This is a genomic window from Mycolicibacterium sp. HS_4_1, from assembly GCF_054515875.1.
This window is the reverse complement of the sequence record NZ_CM137261.1, coordinates 1,421,495-1,443,484: the sequence shown is the minus strand read 5'-3', so window position 1 is coordinate 1,443,484 and position 21,990 is coordinate 1,421,495. Positions and strand designations below refer to the sequence as shown.

The 21,990-nt window shown below is 65.7% G+C and carries 25 protein-coding genes, 1 tRNA gene and 1 pseudogene; 9 read left to right on the top strand and 18 right to left on the bottom strand.

What is annotated here, in order from left to right:
* The first annotated feature begins 163 nt into the window (after positions 1-163).
* Positions 164-310: a hypothetical protein gene (locus ACX12F_RS06950; RefSeq protein ID WP_459368875.1), complete on the top strand. Its 147-nt coding sequence runs from the start codon at positions 164-166 to the stop codon at positions 308-310.
* 63 nt (positions 311-373) lie between these two features.
* Here the strand turns inward: ACX12F_RS06950 and ACX12F_RS06945 are convergent, their stop codons facing one another.
* The 3 genes and pseudogenes from ACX12F_RS06945 to ACX12F_RS06935 all read right to left on the bottom strand — a co-directional run bounded on the left by ACX12F_RS06945 (position 374) and on the right by ACX12F_RS06935 (position 2,199).
* On the bottom strand, positions 374-772 hold the full coding sequence (locus ACX12F_RS06945) for a very short patch repair endonuclease (RefSeq protein WP_459368874.1): 399 nt from the start codon (positions 770-772) through the stop codon (positions 374-376).
* Positions 773-891: 119 nt separating this feature from the next.
* On the bottom strand, positions 892-1,104 hold the full coding sequence (locus ACX12F_RS06940; RefSeq protein WP_459368873.1) for a hypothetical protein: 213 nt from the start codon (positions 1,102-1,104) through the stop codon (positions 892-894).
* A 169-nt stretch (positions 1,105-1,273) separates the two neighbouring features.
* A pseudogene (locus ACX12F_RS06935) lies at positions 1,274-2,199 on the bottom strand (DUF732 domain-containing protein).
* 153 nt (positions 2,200-2,352) lie between these two features.
* Here ACX12F_RS06935 and ACX12F_RS06930 point away from each other — a divergent pair.
* Both ACX12F_RS06930 and ACX12F_RS06925 read left to right on the top strand, forming a co-directional pair.
* The gene (locus ACX12F_RS06930) at positions 2,353-2,943 is read left to right on the top strand and encodes a DUF4352 domain-containing protein (protein ID WP_459368872.1); all 591 of its coding nucleotides are present in this window, start codon (positions 2,353-2,355) and stop codon (positions 2,941-2,943) included.
* Positions 2,944-3,035: 92 nt separating this feature from the next.
* Positions 3,036-3,758, top strand: coding sequence for a potassium channel family protein (locus ACX12F_RS06925; RefSeq protein WP_459368871.1), 723 nt, complete (start codon positions 3,036-3,038; stop codon positions 3,756-3,758).
* A gap of 23 nt (positions 3,759-3,781) precedes the next feature.
* On the opposite strand, the gene ACX12F_RS06920 is transcribed toward ACX12F_RS06925, so the two are convergent.
* From ACX12F_RS06920 to ACX12F_RS06900, 5 genes are all read right to left on the bottom strand, one after another.
* Positions 3,782-4,588, bottom strand: a complete 807-nt coding sequence (locus tag ACX12F_RS06920; RefSeq protein WP_459368870.1) for a transglutaminase-like domain-containing protein — start codon at positions 4,586-4,588, stop codon at positions 3,782-3,784.
* 31 nt (positions 4,589-4,619) lie between these two features.
* Positions 4,620-5,339: an N-formylglutamate amidohydrolase gene (locus tag ACX12F_RS06915; protein ID WP_459368869.1), complete on the bottom strand. Its 720-nt coding sequence runs from the start codon at positions 5,337-5,339 to the stop codon at positions 4,620-4,622.
* Between the two features lie 7 nt (positions 5,340-5,346).
* Positions 5,347-6,075, bottom strand: coding sequence for a proteasome-type protease (locus tag ACX12F_RS06910; RefSeq protein ID WP_459368868.1), 729 nt, complete (start codon positions 6,073-6,075; stop codon positions 5,347-5,349).
* Positions 6,076-6,508: 433 nt separating this feature from the next.
* Positions 6,509-7,927 carry an SDR family NAD(P)-dependent oxidoreductase gene (locus ACX12F_RS06905; protein WP_459368867.1) on the bottom strand — a complete coding sequence of 473 codons (1,419 nt, stop codon included), beginning with the start codon at positions 7,925-7,927 and terminating at the stop codon, positions 6,509-6,511.
* An 87-nt stretch (positions 7,928-8,014) separates the two neighbouring features.
* Positions 8,015-9,409, bottom strand: coding sequence for an IS110 family RNA-guided transposase (locus ACX12F_RS06900; protein ID WP_138232793.1), 1,395 nt, complete (start codon positions 9,407-9,409; stop codon positions 8,015-8,017).
* Positions 9,410-9,669: 260 nt separating this feature from the next.
* Between ACX12F_RS06900 and ACX12F_RS06895 the strand changes: the two genes are divergently transcribed.
* Complete coding sequence (locus ACX12F_RS06895) at positions 9,670-10,254, top strand: TIGR03086 family metal-binding protein (protein WP_459368866.1); 585 nt, start codon at positions 9,670-9,672, stop codon at positions 10,252-10,254.
* A gap of 54 nt (positions 10,255-10,308) precedes the next feature.
* Here the strand turns inward: ACX12F_RS06895 and ACX12F_RS06890 are convergent, their stop codons facing one another.
* Complete coding sequence (locus ACX12F_RS06890) at positions 10,309-10,506, bottom strand: hypothetical protein (protein WP_459368865.1); 198 nt, start codon at positions 10,504-10,506, stop codon at positions 10,309-10,311.
* A gap of 200 nt (positions 10,507-10,706) precedes the next feature.
* Between ACX12F_RS06890 and ACX12F_RS06885 the strand changes: the two genes are divergently transcribed.
* Positions 10,707-11,429 (top strand): potassium channel family protein, encoded by a 723-nt coding sequence (locus ACX12F_RS06885; protein ID WP_459368864.1) that lies wholly within the window; start codon positions 10,707-10,709, stop codon positions 11,427-11,429.
* A gap of 3 nt (positions 11,430-11,432) precedes the next feature.
* Here ACX12F_RS06885 and ACX12F_RS06880 read toward each other — a convergent pair whose 3' ends face one another.
* The 4 genes from ACX12F_RS06880 to ACX12F_RS06865 form a co-directional block, all read right to left on the bottom strand.
* The gene (locus ACX12F_RS06880; RefSeq protein WP_459370266.1) at positions 11,433-12,026 is read right to left on the bottom strand and encodes a DsbA family protein; all 594 of its coding nucleotides are present in this window, start codon (positions 12,024-12,026) and stop codon (positions 11,433-11,435) included.
* A 96-nt stretch (positions 12,027-12,122) separates the two neighbouring features.
* Positions 12,123-13,607: a SulP family inorganic anion transporter gene (locus ACX12F_RS06875; RefSeq protein WP_459368863.1), complete on the bottom strand. Its 1,485-nt coding sequence runs from the start codon at positions 13,605-13,607 to the stop codon at positions 12,123-12,125.
* A 29-nt stretch (positions 13,608-13,636) separates the two neighbouring features.
* On the bottom strand, positions 13,637-13,924 hold the full coding sequence (locus ACX12F_RS06870; protein WP_459368862.1) for a hypothetical protein: 288 nt from the start codon (positions 13,922-13,924) through the stop codon (positions 13,637-13,639).
* Positions 13,925-14,031: 107 nt separating this feature from the next.
* Positions 14,032-14,907, bottom strand: a complete 876-nt coding sequence (locus tag ACX12F_RS06865; protein WP_459368861.1) for a formylglycine-generating enzyme family protein — start codon at positions 14,905-14,907, stop codon at positions 14,032-14,034.
* Between the two features lie 83 nt (positions 14,908-14,990).
* Here ACX12F_RS06865 and ACX12F_RS06860 point away from each other — a divergent pair, with 83 nt between their 5' ends.
* Positions 14,991-15,845, top strand: a complete 855-nt coding sequence (locus ACX12F_RS06860; protein ID WP_459368860.1) for an NYN domain-containing protein — start codon at positions 14,991-14,993, stop codon at positions 15,843-15,845.
* Between the two features lie 28 nt (positions 15,846-15,873).
* On the opposite strand, the gene ACX12F_RS06855 is transcribed toward ACX12F_RS06860, so the two are convergent.
* From ACX12F_RS06855 to ACX12F_RS06845, 3 genes are all read right to left on the bottom strand, one after another.
* The gene (locus ACX12F_RS06855) at positions 15,874-16,365 is read right to left on the bottom strand and encodes a DUF732 domain-containing protein (protein ID WP_459368859.1); all 492 of its coding nucleotides are present in this window, start codon (positions 16,363-16,365) and stop codon (positions 15,874-15,876) included.
* 246 nt (positions 16,366-16,611) lie between these two features.
* Positions 16,612-16,695 (bottom strand) — tRNA-Leu (locus ACX12F_RS06850).
* Positions 16,696-16,745: 50 nt separating this feature from the next.
* Positions 16,746-18,179, bottom strand: coding sequence for a hypothetical protein (locus tag ACX12F_RS06845; RefSeq protein WP_459368858.1), 1,434 nt, complete (start codon positions 18,177-18,179; stop codon positions 16,746-16,748).
* A gap of 366 nt (positions 18,180-18,545) precedes the next feature.
* Here ACX12F_RS06845 and ACX12F_RS06840 point away from each other — a divergent pair, with 366 nt between their 5' ends.
* A complete protein-coding gene (locus ACX12F_RS06840; RefSeq protein ID WP_459368857.1) occupies positions 18,546-18,917 on the top strand; it encodes a hypothetical protein in 372 nt (123 codons plus the stop codon).
* Positions 18,914-19,255 (top strand): DUF3817 domain-containing protein, encoded by a 342-nt coding sequence (locus ACX12F_RS06835; protein ID WP_459368856.1) that lies wholly within the window; start codon positions 18,914-18,916, stop codon positions 19,253-19,255. The genes ACX12F_RS06840 and ACX12F_RS06835 overlap by 4 nt, the downstream gene beginning before the upstream one ends.
* Positions 19,256-19,343: 88 nt before the next feature.
* Here the strand turns inward: ACX12F_RS06835 and ACX12F_RS06830 are convergent, their stop codons facing one another.
* Together ACX12F_RS06830 and ACX12F_RS06825 are read right to left on the bottom strand one after the other, a co-directional pair.
* Positions 19,344-20,255: an endonuclease domain-containing protein gene (locus tag ACX12F_RS06830; RefSeq protein WP_459368855.1), complete on the bottom strand. Its 912-nt coding sequence runs from the start codon at positions 20,253-20,255 to the stop codon at positions 19,344-19,346.
* Positions 20,256-20,406: 151 nt separating this feature from the next.
* Positions 20,407-21,294 (bottom strand): haloalkane dehalogenase, encoded by an 888-nt coding sequence (locus ACX12F_RS06825; protein WP_459368854.1) that lies wholly within the window; start codon positions 21,292-21,294, stop codon positions 20,407-20,409.
* A gap of 55 nt (positions 21,295-21,349) precedes the next feature.
* Between ACX12F_RS06825 and ACX12F_RS06820 the strand changes: the two genes are divergently transcribed.
* A complete protein-coding gene (locus ACX12F_RS06820) occupies positions 21,350-21,946 on the top strand; it encodes a TetR/AcrR family transcriptional regulator (protein ID WP_459368853.1) in 597 nt (198 codons plus the stop codon).
* The last annotated feature ends 44 nt before the right edge of the window (positions 21,947-21,990 follow it).

Below are 21,990 nucleotides of genomic sequence, written 5' to 3'. Positions count from 1 at the left end.
GCGAACAAGCGCGGTTGTGGCTCTCGCGAGATCTCGTCTCGTGCGAGCCATGCCTCTTCCCGACACCTTGCCCCCATCCCCGGTTCTGTGAGGAAACTGTAAGCCAGGCCACCGACGCCTCGTCTCAATCGGTGGCGATTCATAGCAATTATTGACGTATGCAATGGTCAGCACCTTGGAACTCGCAGCCGTGCTACTAGCACCCAATGATCCGTCACTGGGCGACGGGCACTTCTCCGTATCCCGCACCATCCCAAACGTGATCATGCGCCTTGTCGTGATCATCACCCCGCCGCCGGTGTTGACGTAAACCGGCCAGTTGCGACTGATGATCTGTATCCGCCGCGCCGTGCCCAACGTCGTGTCGGTACACCTAGTTCCGGTCATCAACCGCCCGCCGTTGCAACTGCACTAGCGCCACACAGATCGCATCAGCTACAGCGCTCGGCTCCTCATGCTCCCAAAATCGCAGCACGGTCCAGCCGCGAGCGGCCAACTCCGCATCCGTTCTGCGGTCCCGCGCCACGTTGCCATCGAGTTTCTGCGCCCACCATTCTTCGTTGGCTTTGGGCCTCGTCGCGTGGTCGGGACATCCGTGCCAGAAACAGCCGTCGATAAATACTGCGAGATGCAAACCGCGCCAAACGATATCGGCCTTGCATCTCAGATCACGTTCTGGAGCGGAATCCACGCGGTAGCGGACTCCGCGGGCGTGCAGCAACCGCCTCACGAGTAGCTCGGGCTTTGTGGCGCTACGCCGCTGCCGGCTCATGCGTGCACGAACCAGCTCCGACGATGCAGGCGGCCTTGCCGACATTTGCCCCAACTCTCAAGCGACCTTCTCCTCGAATGCTATTCGCGAAGAGGCGCTCACTGTGCACGAGACCGCACTCACGGACACTTCTCCGTATCCCGCACCACTCCGAACCTGATCGATGTCGTCGTCGTGATCGTCGCCCCCGCCGCCGGCGTTGACGTGCACACCTGCCAGTTCCGGTCGATGATCTGCGCCCGCCCCTTACCGGTCAGGTCCGTCGACCCGCTGAACCACACCGCACCCCGGGTCAGCGACTGGATCGCGTCCTGCGCACCCTGCAGGTCCATTCCGATAGTTCGGCATCGTCCACGACGGCTCGGCTGCCACCGTCGGGCTCAACGCCACAGCCGCCCCGACGGCCATCGCTACTACCAACAGCTTCTTCATGTCTTCCTCCCAATTTGAGTGAGCCGCACATCGTCGCATCGCCGACCGACAAGTCCGGCCGCGCCCGCCTCACTCCAGCTGCAGAGCCACCCCTTTGGCTTTGAGGTCGTTGAACGAATAGCCCATGTCACCGCGCCGGCTCACCGACACCACGTACCGATCCTCACCTTCGGTGATCTGGAACGAGAACGGAAAGGTGCACACGTAGCGTCCGCCCGAACCGGCGCCGAGGGTCGTGGTCGTGGTCGTCAGCACGTCGCCCTTGCCGTTCTTCACCGTCACCTGCGTGCCTTGGTCGATGTCGCTGTACCCACCCGACCCCGAACATGACGAGCCCGACACCGTGATCGGGGTCGAGTACTCGCTGGGCGACTTGTCCAGCAAGCTGAAGCTGCCCTTGACCGTCACCTTTTCGAGGACATGGAAGCCCTCGGCGAACTGCGGACAGTAATACCTCACGGCGGCCCGGTCGATCGGTAAGCCTTGCTGCGCTCCGCCGCCCTCCAGCTGCCGGCACACCTGCTTGCCGTGCGCGACCGCATTGGCGTCCGAGTTGAACTCTGCCACCAACCCGGACTGCCGCAGATCGGCGAGGTACTTGTCGTCAACGGTCTGCCGGGCCCGGGTGAGGAACAGCGTCAGCCCTACGCCACCGCCGACAAGAGCCACCACCGCGACGACGGCGACCACCCACCAGAGTCGTCGTTTGCCTCGTCCTGCCTCCGTGGGTGAAAAACCAAAGGCTCCATTCTGTTCCAACTGCTGCTTGCCCACCGGGTCGAGGGCTTCGACGCCGCCGTCGCGGACCAGGTCCGTCGGCTGCCCGCGACAAAATAGCGGCCTTCATGCCGCCCGGTCGGATCAGACCGCCACCCCGCGTCCACGACCGCCGGTCCACCCGCCGGATACCAGTCGGCGCCGTCTTTATGCGCACCGCACGCAGCGCACTGGGCAGAATCACCAAGGGCGGCACCACAATACACACAAACGCTCATGATCATCTCCTCTGTTTGAGCAACAGAGGATCGTCGCACCGCCCACCGACAAGTTCGGCTGCGAGGCGTCCGAGCGCGTTTGTCGGAGGCTCCCTATACGTTCTCCTGTTCGCCCGACACCAGATCGGGCTTCCGTCACGAAGGAATGATCAGATGGCTACTCCCCTCCCGCCGCAGGCTCCCCACGGCCAGTACCCACCACCGGCCAAGAAGCGCAAGTGGCCGTGGCTCATTGCCGGCGTCGTCGTGTTCCTGGTCGCGGTGTCGGCGATGTCGAACAGCGACAAGAAAACCGACGCCGGCGCGCCATCAACGGCCGCTGCCGGCCAGGCACAAGCGACCGCGCACCTGAACACTCCGGTGCGCGACGGCAAGTTCGAGTTCGTCGTCAAGACCGTCCAGCCGGGCCTGACCGAGGTCGGCGACAACCCGTACCTCGCCAAGAAAGCCCAAGGACAGTTCGTCGTCGTCACGCTCAGCGTGCAGAACATCGGCGATCGGGCGCAGGGATTCAGCCCCTCGGACCAGAAGCTGATCGACACCCAGGGCCGCAGCTTCGACAGTGACGCCGAAGCGCAGATCGCGTTGGGCGGCTCGGATATCCCCGTGTGGGACAACATCAATCCCGGTAACGCCGTCGACGTCAAGGTCATCTATGACATGCCTCGCGATGCGATCCCGGCAAGCATCACGGTGCACGACTCGATGTTCTCCGGCGGGGCCAAGGTGGCCCTGACGCCGTAGCGCACGGGGCCGCCCCGTCGCCGACGGGGCGGCCCCGACCAGAACGTGCGAGTTGCCCGCACACCACCCACCCGTCCCGCACACTTTGAGTCGTGACAACCCAAGACCGTCTCGCAAAGTGGGACCACCGGGCCGAGTGGGCGCTGGCTGCCGTGGCACTGGTTTTCCTGGCCGCGTACAGCATCGAAGTGCTCGTGCAACCCCGCGGGTTCGCCCAGCACCTACTCGACATCGTCACGTTCCTGACCTGGGCCGTGTTCGTCGTCGATTACTTCGCCCGGCTGTATTTGGCGACGGATCGGCGAAAGTGGTTCCTGCATCACCTGATTGACCTCGCCGTGGTGCTGCTGCCGCTGCTACGACCACTGCGCCTTCTCCGGCTGGTGGTGCTCGTCAGCGCACTGCAGGAGGCCATCGGCAACGCGATCCGCGGCCGGGTGGTGATCTACACCGTCTCCGGCGCGATCCTCCTGATCTACGTCGGTGCGTTGGCCGAGCTGGAATCGGAGCGCTTCGCGGCAGGATCCCACATCACCAACTTCGGCGACGCGGTCTGGTGGGCGATCACCACCATCACCACCGTCGGGTACGGCGACATCTACCCGGTGACGACCACCGGACGCGTCATCGCCGTCCTGATGATGATCGGCGGCATCAGCCTGGTCGGTTCCATCACCGCGACCATCGCGTCCTGGATCATCCACACCGTGTCGGTCGAGGACAAGGCGCACAACGCCGTGACCGCGGCGCAGATCGACGGACTTCACAGTGAAATCGCCCAACTACGAGAGTTGTTGCAGCAGCGCGCCGATTGACTGCCTGGTGAAGGTCCAGGTCGCTACGCCACCTCGTCTGCCCAGACCCGGAAGCTCGTCAACGTGTTGGCGCCGAACGCGTTGCTCAGGGCGACATCGGCGGCGTCACGGCCACGCGCGATCAGCACCCGACCGATGCGCGGTGTGTTGTTGCGCGCGTCAAACGTGTGCCAGTGCCCGTCGAGAAACACCTCGAACCAGGCGGCGAAATCCATTGGCCCATAAGGCGGCGGCGTTCCCGTATCAGGGAGGTACCCGGTGCAGTAGCGCGTCGGGATGTTCATGCAACGGCAGAAGGCCACCGCCAGGTGCGTGAAATCGCGGCAGACGCCGACCCGACCCTCGTACGCCTCCAGCGCCGTGCGGGTGTTGTCCGCCTGCAGATAATCGAACGTGATGTGTCGGTGCACGTAGTCACAGATAGCCTGCACGCGGTCCCAGCCCGGCGGCGTCTGCTCGAATAGGTCCCACGCCGTCTGCGAAAGCCGGTCGGTATCGCAGTACCGGCTACCCAGCAGGAAGATGAGCGTTTCGTCGGGCAGATCCTGCACCGGCGTCTGGCGCGCCTCGGGGACCAGGACATCGGGAAGCCCGCTGTCTGTGACGATCGCGTCTCCCGAGATCCGGGTGTACCCCTTCGGCGCGACGATGCGGGTGCACCAGTTGCCGAAGTCGTCACGGTAGGCCGTCATCGGCACGGGTGGGTCGGCCAGTAGCACGTCGCGCCCGATGAGGTCGGAGACCCGGGTGTAGTGGACGTTGAGATTGAAGATCATCGGGGTGGGTTTGGGGCAGTCGAAGACCATCTCGAAGCCGACATTGAGTTTCATGGTGTCTCCGTTTTCGCTGTGGCGCTTTGGTTTACACGGTCGGGTCGGGCTGGGGTGCACAAGCCGCGTACAGGGAATCGATCAGCACGCCGCGCAGCGCCGCCCAGGGCTGTCCGGCGGCGGCGACGATGCGCTGATTGATCTCCAGTTCGATTCCGACGTACTCACCGGGCCCGAAGCGCTTGCGCAGGTGTGACGTCAGGCCGTCCGCCTTGCCCGCGTAGGGATAGTTGCGCCGCACGCGCAGTTCCGGATGAAGCGCCGCGAGCGAGGCCTGCCAGCGGGTGCTCAGCAGCACCTCGGGGCGGCGACGCGGGTCGTAGAGCAACCCGACGTCGGCGTGGCGCACCACCCCGTCCAGTTCGGGGGTGAAGCTGTGGGAGGCGATGTGAATCACCCGATGTCCGGACGAGACTGACTGTCTGACAATATCTTCGACTGCATCACGATGTGGCCGGTAGTGCTGCGCGACGATCTGCGATCTGACGTCACTCGGCGCGGTCCGCGTCATCGGCGAGAACAGCTGCGGGTGACCGATCGACCGGTTGAGGTCGACGAGGAGGCGGCTGGTGGTCGATGCGACCAGCGGTGCCCGGGTCGCCGCGGAGAGCGCCTCGGCCATCACCAACGCACCGGGGTCCCATCCCCGATGGGAGTTCAGCAGCGCCCGGTGTTCGGCGAAGAGCGGACCAAACGGCGCGGGTATGCCGTTGCCGCCGTGTTCGCAGGTGATGAGCTGGACGTCCGGCACGACGCGGTCACCAACGGAGGTCGGGTAGCTTGCTGAATACCGCCCGCGTGCCTTCGCTCCACGCCTCCCGGACAGCTGTGAAGTAGGGGTCACCGTCGTCGAATCGCCGCCGCCACGGCATCTTGAGGGTGTCCCGTTCGTAGCTGATCAGGTCGATGGGCATGCCGACCGACAGGTTGCTCCGCATGGTCGAATCGAAAGACACCAGAACGCATTTCGTGGCGTCGGCGAGCGATGTTTGGGGCGTGAGTACCCGGTCGAGGATCGGCTTGCCGTACTTCGTCTCACCGGTCTGCAGGAACATCGTGTCGGTTCCTGCTTCGATGAAGTTTCCCTCCGCGTAGATGCGGAAGAGTCTCATCGGCTCCCCGGCGAGCTGCCCACCGACGATGAATGAGGCGTTGAAGCCGGCCGGGTTGCTGTCCAGGTAGCCCGCGTCGCGCTGGTCGACCTCACGCATCGCGTCCGAGACCAATCGGACGACGTCGAACATCGTCGTCGCTCCGAGCAGATTGGTTGTCGCGGGGCCGTCGGCACACCGCTGCCGCAGCACGCTGATGATGGCCTGGGTGCCGGCCAGGTTTCCCGAACTCAACAACGCGATCACGCGATCGCCGGGCGTCTCGAACACCGTCACCTTGCAGAACTTGGCGAAGTTGTCGACGCCTGCGTTGGTGCGGGAATCAGCCGCGAAGATGATTCCGTCCTCGAGCAACACGCCGATGCAATACGTCACGGTAAGTGCCTGCCACACATGTGAATTCCCCGATCCTAGGACGGGTGAATCTGACTCGTGGCAGACGCGGGGCGTATCGGTCCACGTCGGGTGTTGGGCCCGGCTGAACGCCGCCGATGCCTCAACCCTACGCTGCGTGGCGCCAGGGCGCGCGTCGGCTCAGCTCGCCGCCCGCACGCAGTCGACCGCGCTCCAATACGGGGCCTATCGTCGAATTGGACGTCCCAGTCAAAAAGGGCAAGACGATGACGATCGACAAATCGGCTCTGATGACGATCCCGGGAACCACACCCGAGGACCGTGAATCGTCCACACGACAAAAGCCGCTCGCCGACAAGGCATTCCAGACCGCCGACTGCCATCGGTCCCCCGCGCCGTCCTCACTTTCGCCGGCACCTGGGCTGCCCCCGGCACCGGCTACGGCGTAGCGTCCCTACCAATCACTGCGTGAGTAGTCCTTCAAGAAACACCCGTAGAGATCCTCGCCCAATTCACCCCGCACAATCGGGTCATACACGCGCGCAGCACCATCCACCAGATCCAGGGGTGCGTGGAAACCTTCTTCGGCCAGCCGCAGCTTGGTCGGATGCGGGCGTTCGTCGGTGATCCAGCCGGTGTCGACGGCAGTCATGAGAATGCCGTCCTGCTCCAGCATCTCCCCCGCGCTCGTGCGGGTCAGCATATTCAGCGCGGCCTTGGCCATGTTCGTGTGCGGATGCCCGGGCCCCTTGTAGGCGCGGCCGAACTGGCCTTCCATCGCTGACACGTTCACCACGTACTTGCGCCGTGCGGGCGAGGCGGCCAGAGCCGGACGCAGCCGGCTCACCAGAATGAACGGCGCCGTCTGGTTACACAGCTGCACCTCGAGCAGCTCCATCGCATCGACCTCGTGCACCCGCTGGGTCCAGCTGTTGACCGACGCGGTATCCGGCAGCAACCCGCCCGCGTCGATCGCGAGGCCGGCGGCAATCCGCTCCGGCGACGCGCTACGGGCCTGCAGCGCCAGCGACGTCAGGGCGTGCGCCGTGGGGTGCTCGCCGAGACTGCCGGCCAGGGCATGTGGATGCGCGTCGCTGACGTGGTCGAAAGTGATCACTTCCACCAGCTCCGGCGGCGGGGTCCGCTCGGCCTCCACCAGCGCGGCGTACGAGCCCGGCGGGCGGCGCACCGTCTGGGCAGCATTGTTGATCAGAATGTCCAGTGGTCCTTGCGCGGCCACCTCGTCGGCCAACGCAACCACCTGGGCCGGGTCACGCAGGTCGATCCCCACCACCCGCAGCCGGTGCAACCACTCTGCACTGTCCTCCATCGCGGCGAAGCGCCTCACCGCGTCATTGGGAAACCGGGTGGTGATCGTGGTGTGCGCGCCGTCGCGCAACAACCGCAGGGCGATGTACATGCCGATCTTGGCGCGCCCACCGGTGAGCAGCGCGGTGCGCCCAGTCAGGTCGGTGCGGGCGTCCCGCTTGGCCCGGTTGAAGGCGGCGCAGTCCGGACAAAGCTGGTGGTAGAACGCGTCGACCACGGTGTGGTGGCTCTTGCAGATGTAGCAGGCCCGCGAGCGCAGCAGCGTGCCCGCAGTCGCCCCGACCGCGGTGGACACCAGCGGCAGACCCTGCGTCTCATCGTCGATCCGTCCCGGGGCGCCCGTCGCGGTCGCGGCGATGACTGCGCGGTCAGCGGCCGCAACCGCGTCGCGCTTGGCGGTTCGGCGCTCCTTCTTCAACGCCTTGAACATCTTCGCGGTGGCCTGGCGCACAGCAATGGCGTCGGGATGCTCGGGCGGCAGCGCGCTCACCTCGGCCAGCACCTTCAGGCAGGTGCTGAGCTGGTCAGGATCGATCGCGGTCACCGTGGAAGGGTACGGGGACTGGGCCTCAGCAGGCCAATTAGCGAACCCTCGCCCTCGATCCTTCGGCCGATGAGTTCCTAACGGATGTCAAGCGATGTGTTGGCTCGTAGGGTGATTGGTGGCGGGCCTGGATGTTGGAGCGCTTGGCGACTCCTGTGACTCCTGGCCCGCCCCTTGGTTGCGGCGGTCGCGCATACGTTGGTGCCGGATGTTGTCTCGGCGGCGCGGCTCAATCTGGTAGCGCTCTTTAACGAGCACGCGGCCCTGAGCTTCGGTGATCGGGGTGCCGTCGATATCGCGCAGGGCGTAGGGCTGGCCGGTGCGCATGCACGTGGTGATCCTGGTGACCAGCAGGGTGGCCAGGTGGCATATCGCGGAGTCGTGGTGGCGGTCGCCGGCCATCAGTCGCTGGTATTTCGCCGCGATTTGCGGGTCGATCTTGCGGGCTTGATCGGCTGCGGTGCAGAGCATTTCGCGCAGCAGCGGGTCGCCGGCCTTGGTGATCGAGGATTCGACCTTGCTCACCCCGGACTGGCTGACCTTGGGGACCAGTCCGGTATAGGCGCGGACCGCCGCTAGTGAGGTGAATCGGTGCGGATCACCGATCCGCCCAGCGATCACGGCGCTGATGACCGGTCCGACGCCGGGAGCAGAGGCAACGATGCCATCGGGGTCGGCCTCGGCGTAAAGGTTCGCGACTCGTTCGTCGATCTGCTTGATTTGCCGAGTTAAAAACAGCGCCTGTTCGGCTTCATGTGCGATGTCTTCGGACAATTCCGCGAAGTTCATCCCGTCCGAACCCCACAGCACGAGGGTTTCCTTGGCCGCGGCGATAAGGCCGGCGGCGTGGTCGCTGCGCCACGCGCCACGGGACCGGGCGATCAAGAACCTGCTCAGACGTCCGCGACCCAGCCGGAGCACCGCATGCGGATCGGCGTAACGGGCCAGGAACTCCAACGCCGCGATGCCGTAATTCGAACCGAGCACCGCATACCAATCCGGCCCGAGGAGCTCGACGAGTGCATCGAGTCGGGCGTAGACGGCGACTCGGCGTTTGACCATGGTGGAGCGCTGTTTGACCAAGCGCCGCAACGGGTCTGCTGGTCCCTGGCCGGAATACTCACGCAGGCCTTCGGGATGTAAAAGTGGCAGCCGGGCCAGCAACTCGGAGTCGATCCGATCGTTCTTGGTGTGCTTGGAGTAGTACTTGCGCAGATCCGCTGATTGGGTGGTGGGAACCATCACCACTCGGGCCCCGCGGCGGCGGAACCACTCCGCCACCACGATCCACGCGTTGCGGGTCGGCTCAACCACGACCGTCAGATCACCCGGATCAGCGAGGTTCAGGTCATCCCACAACCGTTCCAGCTCCGCCGGTCGGGTTGAGAACTTGCGGCCACGCCACACCGTGATTCCGTCGCGGGCCAGCGTCCCTTGGTGCGCCGCCCGCACTGCCACGTCGATACCCAACGTCAATGCCATCGTCGTTTTGCTCCTGTCAGCCCGATCCTGTCTTCCCAGGTGACTGACCACCGCGGCCACGGCCCAGACATTCTCTAAGCAGGAGTCCCACCCTCAGGCTGGCTCCAAGTTCCCGAACAAGGACACCGCTCGACCAGGCACCGAGCCCGCGGGCGGCCACTCAGACGTCAGGGATCACCGGGTGTCCCGGTCGGTGCCTCGACCTGCCCACGGACTCACTCAAAGGCTAAATGTCGGTGCCCGCTCGTACCGTGTCCCTCATGAGCGAAGACACGACTCCCGAGCTTGGCGGGTTGGCCACCGAAGCCCTCGACCTGTTCACCGCTTCAGTGCGTCAAATTCCCTCGGAGCGCTGGGACGATCCGTCGATCCTGCAGGACTGGACTGTGCGCGAATTGGTGGCACACGCCACCGGCAGCGCCACCAGAATCGTCGTGCTGGCCGAGGATGGCGAACTCTGGGACGGACCGTCCCAACCGTCGGACTGGACCTATGACAGCCCTGCCGACCAGCTGAGCGCGTTGGGGATTCGACTTCGGGACGCCCTCCCCACGGCGGACCTCGATGCCCCACGTAAGTCCCCGCAAGGCGAAGTCCCACTGCGCCGAGCCTTGATGTTCCCGGTGGCGGATTTGGCCCTGCACAGCTGGGATCTGCACCAGTCTCTGGGCGAGTCGATCGAGTTGCCCGACGACCTGCTCACCCTGAGCGAGGGGCTGGTCACGTCGGTGCCGGAACAGATGCTGCGGCGCCCAGGCGCCTTCGGGCCGGAGCAACCCGCCCCGGCGGGTTGCTCGCGCACCACGAAGCTGATGGCGTTCCTCGGCAGAGCCGTCAGTCCGTAAACGCGTAAGGCCGCCCCGTCGATGACAGGGGCGGCCTCAGCGGTGACAGAAGTCTCAGCGGTTGCGCTGGTGGTGGTGATGGATCGGGGTCCCCGGCTGCGGGTTGTTGTGCTGGTGCGGGAACGCCTGGTGCGTGCCGACCGGGCTGCTGGCGGTCGTGACATCAGCGTGCGCGGTGGCGGCGCCCAGGAAGATGACGGCCGGCGCGGCGGCGAGGGCGAAACCGGCGGCGAGGCGGTGGGCGAGGTTCATGTCGACTCCTTTGTGCGAGAAGGCTTTTCAAGTTCTGGTCCGGTGTGTTCCGGTGTTGAACTAAGAATGCCGTCGGCAGCCGTCGATCTGTATCCGCCAACCAGCCCATCCGCCGGTTGAAACCCGTGTCCCCCAATCGGGGGAACGAGCGCACCTGGACTTCCCTCGAAACCCGCCGCCGGTGCCGCACACTCGGAGGCGTGACAACCCAAGACAGCCTCGACAAGTGGGACCACCGCGCCGAATGGGCGCTGGCCGCCGTGGCACTCGTTTTCCTCGGCGCCTACAGCGTCGAGGTACTCGTCCAACCGCGCGGGCCCGCCCAGCACGCGGTCAACCTGGTGACGTTCGTGACCTGGGCCGTCTTCGCCGTCGACTATGTCGCCCGGCTGTACCTGGCCCCGGACCGGCGAACGTGGTTCTTCCGGCATCTGGTCGACCTCGCCGTCGTCCTGCTGCCGCTGCTGCGTCCGTTGCGGTTGCTGCGGTTGGTGGTACTCGTGACGGCGTTGCAGAAGGCGGTCGGCGCGGCGATTCGCGGCAGGGTGGTGCTCTACACCGTCGCCGGCGCGGTGCTCCTGGTGTATGTGTCGTCGCTGGCCGAATTGCAGTCCGAACGCGGAGTGCCTGGGGCCCATATCAATTCGTTCGGCGATGCCCTGTGGTGGGCGATGAGCACGATCACCACCGTCGGCTACGGCGACGTCTACCCGGTGACCGCGACTGGCCGATTCATCGCCGCCATGCTGATGATCGGCGGCATCAGTCTGGTCGGGTCCATCACGGCGACCATCGCGTCGTGGGTCATCCAGAGCGTGTCCACCGAGGACAAAGCGCACGCCGCCGTGACCGCGACGCAGATCGAGGATCTACGTGGCGAGATCACCCGCCTGCACGAGTTGTTGAAGCAGAAGAGCGAATGAGGCTCAGGACGGCAGCCGGCTCAGCCAGTCGTCATCGTTGACGATCTGTCCACCGACGACCACCAGCGGCACCCCCGGCTCCGGAAACTCGTGCAGCAGCGCGAGGTTGTTGGTGGCGATGGCCCGGGAGTCGTAGCCGACGGGCAAGCCGACCCGGATCAGGTCCTGCGCCGACGGCGGCGCACCTGCCCTGCCGGCGAGCTCCGCCAACTGGTCGTTGCTCAGGTCCGTGTCGCCGCCTTCGCGCGGCTGGTGCTCTTTGGAGAAGATCTGCTGGATGAAGCGCCACGCGACGTCACTCGACTTCGACTCACCGGCGACAACGAACGCCGCGTAGATCGCCCGGCGATCGTATGCGCCACTGGCCGAATACTTTTCGAGGAAGTTCACGAAACGCACATTCACCCGCAGCGCGCCGTTGTCGATGCGGCGCCCCAGTTCGTCGCCGTCTTTGCGAATCAGTTTGCCGCTGTACGGGCACAGCGGGTCGACGTAGAGGTCGATCTGCCCGAGCGCGTTGGGGTCACCGATGGAGATGACATCCCCAGCGGGCGCGGCCGCGGCGGCGTGCGCCTGGCCGGCGATCGGGCCGCCCATGAGCAGCCCGATGAGCAGCCCCACGACGACCCCGAGGACACCCCGCCAGTTCACGTTCACGCCTCCATCATGGCGCACCACCGCAAACTCAGACCACTAAACCCCGAGACGTCCCGACAACCGGTCCAGCCGGTCCGCGCTCGCGTCATCCAAACCGATGAACCGCACCGTCTTCCCTCGTGACGCGTACTTCATCCGGATCGCATCCAGCGTCGCGACGGACGAGGCATCCCATACCGCGGTGCCCGACAAGTCGACGACGACTTCGGCGGGGTCACCCGCGTAGTCGAACTGGTGCACCAGGTCATTGCTGGACACGAAGAACAGGTCGCCACACACTCGGTAGTTCCCCGGTTCCAGCACCGATACCGACGTGAAGTGCGCGACGCGGCGCGCGAACGCCACCATCGCGGCCAGCACGCCGAGTGCGACGCCGATCGCCAGGTTCCCGGTGGCGACCGTCGCGCAGACAGTGATGACCATGACCAGAGTTTCGCTGCGCGGCAACACTTTCAGCGTGCGCGGCGCGACGCTGTGCCAGTCGAAGGTGGCCGCCGAGACCACGACCATGACCGCCACCAACGCGGCCATGGGGATGCGCCCGACCAGGTCGCCGAGCGCCAGCACCAGGATCAGCACGAACACGCCGGTGAGCAAGGTCGAGAGCCGGGTCCGGGCGCCGGCGATCTTGACGTTCATCATCGTCTGCCCCACCACCGCGCACCCGCCCATGCCGCCGAACAGCGCGGTCACCACGTTGGCGATGCCCTGCCCGCAGGCCTCCCGGGTCTTGTTCGACGGGGTGTCGGTGATGTCGTCGACCAGCTTGGCCGTCATCAGCGATTCCAGCAGCCCGACCAGCGCCGCCCCCAACGCGTACGGTGCGATGACCTGCAGCGTGTGCAGGTTGAACGGCACGTGCGGGATACCGGGAATCGGCAGCGAATCCGGCAGGGCCCCTTGGTCTCCCACGTTCGGCACGTGCCAGCCGAAGGCCACGACGGCCGCGGTCAGCACCAGCACCACGACCAGCGGCGGCGGCACCGCGGTGGTCAGTTTGGGCAGCAGCACCATCAACGCGATGCCGGCCGCGGTGAGCGGATACACCAGCCAGGGCACGTCGATCAAGTGCCGAAGCTGGGCGACGAACACCAGGATCGCAAGCGCGTTGACGAAGCCGACCATCACGCTGCGCGGAATGAAGCGCATCAGCTTGGCCACCCCGAGGAACGCCAGCAGCATCTGGATCACCCCGGCCAGCGCGATGGTGGCAACCAGGTACCCGACGCCGTGTTCGTGGGCCACCGGCGCCACGACCAGGGCCACCGCCGCCGTCGCCGCCGACACCATGGCCGGGCGTCCCCCGGCGAACGCGATGGTGATGGCCATGGTCACCGACGAGAACAGCCCGACGCGAGGATCGACACCCGCGATGACGGAGAAGGCGATGGCCTCCGGGATCAGCGCCAGCCCGACCACCAGGCCCGCCAGCACCTCGGTGCGCAGCACGGCGGGTGAGCGCAGGGACGGCCGATCGGGACGGGATGCGGGCGCGCGGAACCCAGGCAGGGTAATGCTCATCAAATCTCCTTGGCGGGAAGCCAGTTTGGTCAGGCGGCCGGGCGGTGGCCGATGAAGTCCAAGATGGCGCGGCGGCGCCGCTGGTAGGACTCCTCGAATTGCGCCTCGGGGGTGCGGGGTTGCTCGATGGTGATGACGTCGGCGACGGTGGCGGGCCGGTGGCTGAGCAGTACGACCCAGTCGGCCAGCAGCAGCGCCTCGTCGACGTCATGGGTAACGAACAGCAGCGTCATCTTATGCGCCTCCCACACCGACATCAGCAGCTGCTGCATCTCCAGGCGCGTCTGCGCATCCAGGGCGCCGAACGGCTCGTCCATCAGCATCACCCGCGGCTTGCAGGCCAGCCACGCGGTACCTAACGTCCGTGGTCAGTACGCCTAGGCCAGCGACTATGCAGCGGCGTTTGCGCGCCGCTTTCGCCACCTCAGCCGGCGATGCACCGGAAGCCGATGTGCGTCGTCGCGCTGTCCTGTGACTGCGACGACCGCGCCGCCGGCCGGTACCGGTGGCAGTACTCCGGCGCGCACAGGTGCGAACCGCCCTTGAGGGTCTGCATCACCGACGGGTCACCGCCCGGCGGCGGGCAGCAGCCGGACACCTCGGCGTGGGCCTGGTGCCGCGGCGTATAGCGGGTGCGGGTCCATTCCCACACGTTTCCGATCATGTCGACCAGACCAAAACCGTTGGGCGGGAATGTGCCAACCGGCGAGGTGCCGGTCCAGCCGAGGGCGCCGTCGTTGCGATACGGGAACTTGCCTTGCCAGGTATTGGCCATCAGCTGCCCATCCGGCCGGACCTCGTCACCCCACGCATAGACCGTGGTCGCACCGGCGCGGGCCGCGTACTCCCACTGCTCCTCGGTCGGCAGCCGCCTGCCCGCCCAGGCCGCGTAGGCCGCGGCGTCCGGGTACGCGACCTGAACTACCGGATGGTCGAGGCGGTCCTCGATGGTGGAGCCGGGCCCCTTCGGGTGCTTCCAGCACGCCCCCGGGACCCACGTCCACCATGCCCGCCAGTTCCGCAGGTCCACCGGGCCGGCCGTCGGCTGGAACACCAGCGCACCGGGGACGAGTTCCTCTGCCGGGACCCCGGGAAACAGCGCCGGATCGAGTTGTTGCTCGGCGACCGTCACATGCCCCGTCTCGGCCACGAATTCCGCGAACTGGGCGTTGGTGACCGGGTGCCGTTCAATCGAGAACGGCGCGACCGTCACCTCATGCACCGGCGCTTCCTCCGGGTAGAAGTGCTGCGCGCCCATGCGGTACGACCCGCCGGGGAGCGCGATCAGTTCGGTGAGCATCCCGACAGGTTAAGCATGTCGATGCAGGATGCGCCCGGCGAGTTTCGCGCCACGATGCTCCCCCGATGCACCAGACTGGGCCCATGACGGACACCACCGCGACCCGCGTCGCGGTCTACCTCGACTTCGACAACATCGTGATCTCCCGCTACGACCAGGTCCACGGCCGCAACTCGTTTCAGAAGGACAAGGCCAAGGGACTCGAACCGGACAAGCTCACCCAGGCCACCGTCGACGTCGGCGCAGTCCTCGACTTCGCGTCATCTTTCGGCACGCTGGTGCTCACCCGTGCGTATGCCGACTGGTCCGCCGAGGTGAACTCGGGCTACCGGCAGCAGCTCGTCGGACGGGCTGTCGACCTCGTGCAGCTGTTCCCGGCCGCCGCCTACGGCAAGAACGGCGCCGACATCCGGCTCGCGGTCGACGCCGTCGAAGACATGTTCCGGCTGCCCGACCTCACCCACGTCGTCATCGCCGCGGGTGATTCCGACTACATTCCGCTGGCCCAGCGCTGCAAACGGCTCGGCCGGTACGTCGTGGGCATCGGTGTGGCCGGGTCGTCGAGCCGAGCACTCGCGGCGGCGTGCGACGAGTTCGTCACCTACGACGCCCTGCCTGGCGTGCCCGTCCTCGAGCCCTCTCCGGAGCCGGCCAAGCGCACCCGCCGCAACACCAACTCCGAGGCCGAGCAGCCGGACCCGCAGGCCGCCGCCACTGCCCTACTGACCCGCGCGCTGAATATCGGGCTGGAGAAGGACGACGTCGACTGGCTGCACAACTCGGCGGTCAAGGCGCAGATGAAGCGCATGGACCCGTCGTTCAGCGAAAAGGCCTTGGGATTCAAGTCTTTCAGTGATTTCCTGCGCTCCCGCACCGACGTCGTCGAGTTGGACGAGAGCTCGACGACGCGGATGGTTCGGCTGAAGGGGGCGCAGTAGGTCGGCTCTGCGCTGCCTCACCGCTGGACTATGAGGTGGACCCGAAAGTCGATGACAACCTATCCATCCCGGGTATTCCTGGCATCCCGGGCATTCCCGGCATGCCCGCCATCGCTGGGATGCCCGTCATGGCGGGGATGCCCGACATCGCTGGCGCCGCAGGGGCTGCTGGTGCATCCCCGTCCGGGGTTGCAGCTGGTGCCGGCGGTGCCGGTGGTGGGCAGTACGTAGCGCGCGCAGTGTCGATGAACGGACCGATCTGCCCAATATTCAGGCGCAGTGAAGACAGCACATAGCCCATCGGCATCATCTGCCCGAGACCCGCAGGCACCATAGAAGCCTGCGTGCTCGCGGTGCACACAGTGCGTGCGGTGGAGACCAGCTTGCCCGGATCTCCGATGATCCCCTGTCCGGCAAGGTTGTTCACGAAGTCGTCGTCACGTGCGTCGGCATGCGCGATCGCGGGACCTGCCAGCGCGATCACCGCCATCGCACACAGCACAGATACCCGGGCCCGCATACTGACCTCCTCGCAAAATCGCAGCGCCAGAAGGCCTCCGACTGGTCTCGAGGCTGCCGATGAATTTTGACGCTATCCCAGGGCAGCACGACCTGCCGTGCTCGTAACGGTTCTTTTACATGGCCGGGTAGTCAGCACCGAACGAACAGAGTCGCTGCAACTGTCTCCGGCGGCTCTATGAAGACACCTGGGGAATCTCCCGAGAAGCCGCGAATCGGCGCAATGGGTCCAAGGAGCCATTGATAGTGCGGGCGGTGGGACTCGAACCCACACGTTCTTTCGAACACGGGCACCTAAAACCCGCGCGTCAACCAATTGCGCCACGCCCGCGACGCGCTCATCGTACCTGGCGCCATACTTCACGGGCCCTGCGGAGGCTGCTACAAGGCCGGAGCCGGCTGATGTCGCGGCCCCGGGCGATACTGGCTACCAAATACGGTCTCGACGTAGATGCGTGACAGGAACGGGTACTGACGATTGCGCAGAACCCACGCCCGTGCCGCAGCAGAGTCCGGCAACACGATTTCAACCGTACGCCGCCGTCCTGCCCCGCCGGATGCGTCGTTGGTCTCCGTGAGCTCCATTGTGGTTACCGTGGAGGCGATTTCACCCGCCTTCGCCGCGCGCCACACGGCGTCTCTCTCTTTGTAGTGGGTGCCGTCCAACTGACGCTGAAACTCGCCCAGCGCATTCGCGACAGAGTCCGGCGTGGCACGTGGGTGTTGAGTCGCCACCTCGTTGACAGCGTCCATGGTTTCCACGTCGAGAAAATCACTTTGTCGCCCTGCGGTTTTCGGACCGTGGGTGATGGCGTCCTGCAGTTGGCGCGTGAACTCGTCGCAGATCTGTTCGACGGCATCCCCCCGCAGCGGCGAAGTCGGCTGCACCGTCTGCCCAATCGTCGGAGTCACGGCGAGCCGGCGCCCCTTGACCGTGGCTGCCTCGCCGGGTGGGCGAGACGCGGTCGTTCCAACAACATTGCCGGTGCGTTCCTGTTCCTGGGCCTCGGCTTGGTACGCCCCCCGCACCTTGGCGGCGCGGTCCTTGACCGCCGCAGATACAACACGCGACTGCTGTACGCGGTCGATGTAGTCGTTTGTCCGATCAGACAACGGCGTATGTGGATTGATTTCGAGCTGCCGAGCAATGTCGTCGATGACAGTAAGCTGAAAACGGCTGATGACATGTTGAAGATTGCTGTCATTGAACCGCTCGGCTCGTTCCGCCAGAGAGAGCAGGATATTTCCCCTGTCAGCTGGCACGAAGAACTCGTAGCGAGGCTTGTCGATAATCCAGGTAAACCGCTCCCAGATGTCAGCCAGCTGATCATCGACCCATTTGCCTCTGACTGTCCGAAACACGCCAAAGAGGGCAAGAAGGGCGACCAAGATGCTGACTCCGGCAGCCGCGGCGGCGACCTGAGGTGCCGTCGGCCCGGTGTCATGTTGGGGCCCCAGCCGGTCGAAAACAGCACCGGGGACGTCCACGGTGACCAGCTTGTGTGGTGGTGGCTCACTCGTCGCGGGGGCAGCTGGCTGTCCGGCCGCCGGAGTCGGTTCGGTTGGCTGCCCCGAATGCTGATCTTTCGATGGCGCAGCCGGTGGCGGGGGATCCTTCGAAGTCGTCGCGGTCGAAGTCGGTGAAGTGGTGCGCGGGGACTGGCCAACATCGTCGGGAATGGTGACGTCGATCGCCTGAGACGGCATCGGCGTAGGACCCACCGACTGCTCGTGAAACGGCCCTAGCTGGAGCCCAAAAGCGATGAGCAGCCCGGCAACGATCAACCCGACGATGAAGATGATCGGACCGAGCACTCGCGGGCCAAATGCATCTCGGTTCCCGAGTGCCCACTGCCATCGCGACCGCGTCGCTTTCATTGGCCGGGCATCGCCGTTTTCGCGCGAGACCGCCTCGGGCGGTGGGCTCGATGCCAGCTTTCTTGACGAGGTTGATCTGGGGCCAGACACGTCGTCCCCCTCCACCCGCCGATGCGCCGGAGGATCAGTCGCGCCGCGAACATGCTGACGGTGTCAAACCGATGAACCTCCCCGCGTCGCAGCGTAGGCCGATTCGGAACCGTTCATCCGGATTCCACAATCTGCGGGTTCGCATCGTCTCTGGCCAGCTCAATAGCCTCGCCGAGTTCGTCGGCGCGAACCGGCGCGCGGTACCGTTGCCATATGTCCACTACACGGCGTAGGAGGCCGGCGCTCATCGTGCTGGTGACCGTCGCTGCCCTGGGCTGCATGGCCCTGGCCTGGTGGCAGTGGTCTCGCTTCCAGTCGAGCGCGGGCAGCTTCCAGAACCTGGGCTATGCCCTGCAGTGGCCGATGTTCGGCGCGTTCTGCTTCTACGGCTACTACAAGTTCGTCCGCTACGAGGACGAGGGCCCCGTAGCGCCGGCGACTGACGGGCCCACCCAAATCCCCGAGGGTCTGCTCCCCGAGCGCCCCAAGGCCGCCAAGGACACCGCGGACCCGACCCTCAACGAATACAACGCCTACCTCGCCGAACTGGCCGAGAACGACAAACAGGACAGGACCACCACATGACCGAGTCGCAGCCGACCGCCGTGTCGAAGGACACCATCCGCAAGGCCCTCATCGCCTACCGCGTGATGGCCTGGGCGACCGGTATCTGGCTCATCGCCCTCTGCTACGAGCTGGTGGCGCACTACGTCTTCAACGACGTCAGCCTGAACTGGATCGGCATCGTCCACGGCTGGGTGTACTTCATCTATCTGCTGTGCACGTTCAACCTGGCCGTCAAGGTCCGCTGGCCGCTGGGCCAGACCATCGGCACCCTCTTCGCCGGTACGGTCCCGCTGCTCGGCATCATCGTCGAGCACTTCCGCACCGAAGACGTGAAGAAGCGCTTCGACCTCGCCTGACGCCGAAGGCATTCGCGACTGTAACCGCAGGGCGGTAATCGGGCCCGGAAACCGCCGTGGCGTTACGGTCGCGGTGCTCACCCAACCGTCACGACGCTTGTAGCCCAGCAGGCCACACCGCGTCGGTCAGGTCGCGTGAGAGTCGGATGGTCACGTCGTCGACCGCACAGCGCGATGCCCTCGCATGAGCGATTCTGCGCAACACGACGCCGCTGGGGTCACGCGACGTAACTCGAATGACGAGCCAACCCATCTCAATCATTTCCTCGATCCGCGCGATGTCCTTGCGAATCTGATCGGGATCCATGTGGTGCCGGCCCTCGTATTCGACCGCAATCTTCAGTTCGGGCCACGCGAGATCGACCACCCCGATCACGACACCGTATTCGTTGTAGATCGGGTGCTGGCTGACCGGTCGTGGAAAACCTGCTTTGACAAGCAACAGCCGCAACCGCGTCTCGCCCGGCGATTCGGCGCCAGGGTCCACCAGCGAGAGTGTCACCCGAGCCCGCTTCAGGCCTCGCCGCCCAGGGTGGCGTTCGACAGCCGCCTCGACGTCCGCGACCGTCAACCGCGCCGCCCGAGCCAACGCGTCGATGGCCGCGACCGCGACGTCCTCGCGACACCGGCGAGCCAGGTCAACGGCTGTGCGCGACGGCGTGGTCAGCCGCATCTCGCCGATCGCGCACACCTCATCACCATCCAAAGTGTCCGCCCACGCCACGATGCCGCGCGCGGGCCGTCGATTACTGTGAATGATGTTGGCCGGCAACGCCGCATCGATGTACCGGGCTCCGTGGAGCGCGGCCGCAGAGAAGCCCGCGAGTACACCCGTGCGTCTGGATCGCAACCAAGCCGCCTTGGCCCGCATGATCGCAGTCGGCTGCGTGCCCCGCGGCACATACACATCCTGGTGGACGGCAACGAAATTAGTTCGCAACTGATGACGCGTCAGCCTGCCCACAGCCAATGCCTCGCTGCCGATGAATGGCTCCCCCATGATGGCAGTGTGCCCAGCCGCCGGCCGCTGACCAAGGCGCAGCGACGAAGCCCTGTGCATAACCCGGCGAACCCCGTCGCGACCGTAACGCCACGGCGGAAACCGGGCCGGAAAACCGCCGTGGCGTTACGGTCGCAGCACCAGCACGACCTCAGCCCAGCCGCTTGAGCACCTCGACCGCCAACTGCTCGCCGCGGTCCTCCTGCAGGAAGTGCGACGCACCTTCGATGCGGACCTGCTCGTCGACGGTCGGAATCAGGTCGACGAACGCCTCGCCAGCGCGCGGGTACGGGAACACCGGGTCCTGGTCGGAGAACGCGACCAGCGCCGGCTTCTCCCAGCGCGACAGCGCGTCGGTGACGGCCTGCATCTCGGCAGCGCCGGCGGCGTCTTCAGTGATCGGCACCAAAAGCGGGAACTGCGCGGCGCCCGCCTTGGACTCCACGGTGGGGAACGGCGCGTCGTAGGCGGCGACCACCTCGGGTGACAACTCTGTCGTCGTCGCACCCTGAATCACGAAGCCGACGGGCAAGTCAGGGTTGGCCTCCGCGAAGGCACGCCACGCCATGAAGCCCTTCGAGACCCGGCCTGTGAACAGCCCGGTGTTGAAAATCGCCAGGGCGCCAACCTGATCCGCGTTCTCCATCGCCCACCGCAGGCCGATCGGTCCGCCCCAGTCTTGCACGATGGCGGTGGCATCCTGCAGCCCCAGACCGCCCAGCACGCGCGTCACCAACTCCACGTGCTTGTCATAGCTGTACCACCGGCGATCGGTGGGCTTGTCGGAGCGACCGAAGCCCGCATAGTCGGGCACGATCACCCGATGGCCGGCCTCGACGAACGGGCCGATCATCTTGCGGTACAGGTACGCCCACGTCGGCTCGCCGTGGAAGCAAACGATGGGCTTGCCGTCGCGCGGCCCCTCGTCGAGGTAGTGCATGCGCAAGCCGTCGATGTCGACGTAGTTGGGGGCGAAGTCGTAGCCCAGCAGATTCGCGAATCGCTCATCGGGGGTACGGAAGACCTCAAGGTTAGTCATGTGGTCAAGTTAGCCATTGTTGACCGACCGGTCAACTACCAATTAGAGTCCACAGGTGCCCCGGACTTCCGACGCCCGTGACCGCCTGGTCGCGACTGCCGCCCGACTCTTTCTCGAACGCAGCTACCAAGCCGTCGGGGTCGATGAACTGTGCCGCGCCACCGACATCCGCAAAGGCAGCTTCTACCACTACTTCTCATCGAAATCCGAGCTGGCCAAAGCCGTTATCGACCTGCACGCCAAGGCATTTCAACGTCAGCTCGCCGGCTCCCCCACCGCGACCCCGGCCGAGAAGCTGCACGCGGTACCCGACGCGATCGGCGCCATCCAATCCGCCCTCGAAGCCCAATTCGGCCGCGCGGTGGGCTGCCCGTTCGGCAACTTCGCCGCCGAACTGTCCACCACCGACGACGATCTGCGCGCGCACCTCGCACACACCCTGGCCGCGATGCAGCATCACCTGGCGCTCATCTGCCAGGAAGCCCTGGCCGACGGAACCCTGCGTCCGGGTACCGATCCCGAACAGCTCGCGCACGCACTACTGGCGCAGTATCAGGGCATCATCCTGCTGGCCAAGCTGAACGATTCTGGCGTCGCGCACCTCGCACCCGCGCTGCACGACTTCATCAACGGATACCTGGTCACGCCGTAGCTCACGCGCACCTGCTGGCCAGGCGGCTCTCATCACATCCTCGG

Bases quoted from the DNA above. Each gene is read 5' to 3' on its own strand.
- ACX12F_RS06950 (WP_459368875.1), top strand. From the start codon at position 164: ATGGTCAGCACCTTGGAACTCGCAGCCGTGCTACTAGCACCCAATGAT.
- ACX12F_RS06945 (WP_459368874.1), bottom strand. From the start codon at position 772: ATGAGCCGGCAGCGGCGTAGCGCCACAAAGCCCGAGCTACTCGTGAGG.
- ACX12F_RS06940 (WP_459368873.1), bottom strand. From the start codon at position 1,104: ATGGACCTGCAGGGTGCGCAGGACGCGATCCAGTCGCTGACCCGGGGT.
- ACX12F_RS06930 (WP_459368872.1), top strand. From the start codon at position 2,353: ATGGCTACTCCCCTCCCGCCGCAGGCTCCCCACGGCCAGTACCCACCA.
- ACX12F_RS06920 (WP_459368870.1), bottom strand. From the start codon at position 4,588: ATGAAACTCAATGTCGGCTTCGAGATGGTCTTCGACTGCCCCAAACCC.
- ACX12F_RS06900 (WP_138232793.1), bottom strand. From the start codon at position 9,409: ATGGCATTGACGTTGGGTATCGACGTGGCAGTGCGGGCGGCGCACCAA.
- ACX12F_RS06895 (WP_459368866.1), top strand. From the start codon at position 9,670: ATGAGCGAAGACACGACTCCCGAGCTTGGCGGGTTGGCCACCGAAGCC.
- ACX12F_RS06890 (WP_459368865.1), bottom strand. From the start codon at position 10,506: ATGAACCTCGCCCACCGCCTCGCCGCCGGTTTCGCCCTCGCCGCCGCG.
- ACX12F_RS06880 (WP_459370266.1), bottom strand. From the start codon at position 12,026: ATGGGCGGCCCGATCGCCGGCCAGGCGCACGCCGCCGCGGCCGCGCCC.
- ACX12F_RS06875 (WP_459368863.1), bottom strand. From the start codon at position 13,607: ATGAGCATTACCCTGCCTGGGTTCCGCGCGCCCGCATCCCGTCCCGAT.
- ACX12F_RS06870 (WP_459368862.1), bottom strand. From the start codon at position 13,924: ATGGACGAGCCGTTCGGCGCCCTGGATGCGCAGACGCGCCTGGAGATG.
- ACX12F_RS06865 (WP_459368861.1), bottom strand. From the start codon at position 14,907: ATGCTCACCGAACTGATCGCGCTCCCCGGCGGGTCGTACCGCATGGGC.
- ACX12F_RS06860 (WP_459368860.1), top strand. From the start codon at position 14,991: ATGACGGACACCACCGCGACCCGCGTCGCGGTCTACCTCGACTTCGAC.
- ACX12F_RS06855 (WP_459368859.1), bottom strand. From the start codon at position 16,365: ATGCGGGCCCGGGTATCTGTGCTGTGTGCGATGGCGGTGATCGCGCTG.
- ACX12F_RS06840 (WP_459368857.1), top strand. From the start codon at position 18,546: ATGTCCACTACACGGCGTAGGAGGCCGGCGCTCATCGTGCTGGTGACC.
- ACX12F_RS06835 (WP_459368856.1), top strand. From the start codon at position 18,914: ATGACCGAGTCGCAGCCGACCGCCGTGTCGAAGGACACCATCCGCAAG.
- ACX12F_RS06830 (WP_459368855.1), bottom strand. From the start codon at position 20,255: ATGGGGGAGCCATTCATCGGCAGCGAGGCATTGGCTGTGGGCAGGCTG.
- ACX12F_RS06825 (WP_459368854.1), bottom strand. From the start codon at position 21,294: ATGACTAACCTTGAGGTCTTCCGTACCCCCGATGAGCGATTCGCGAAT.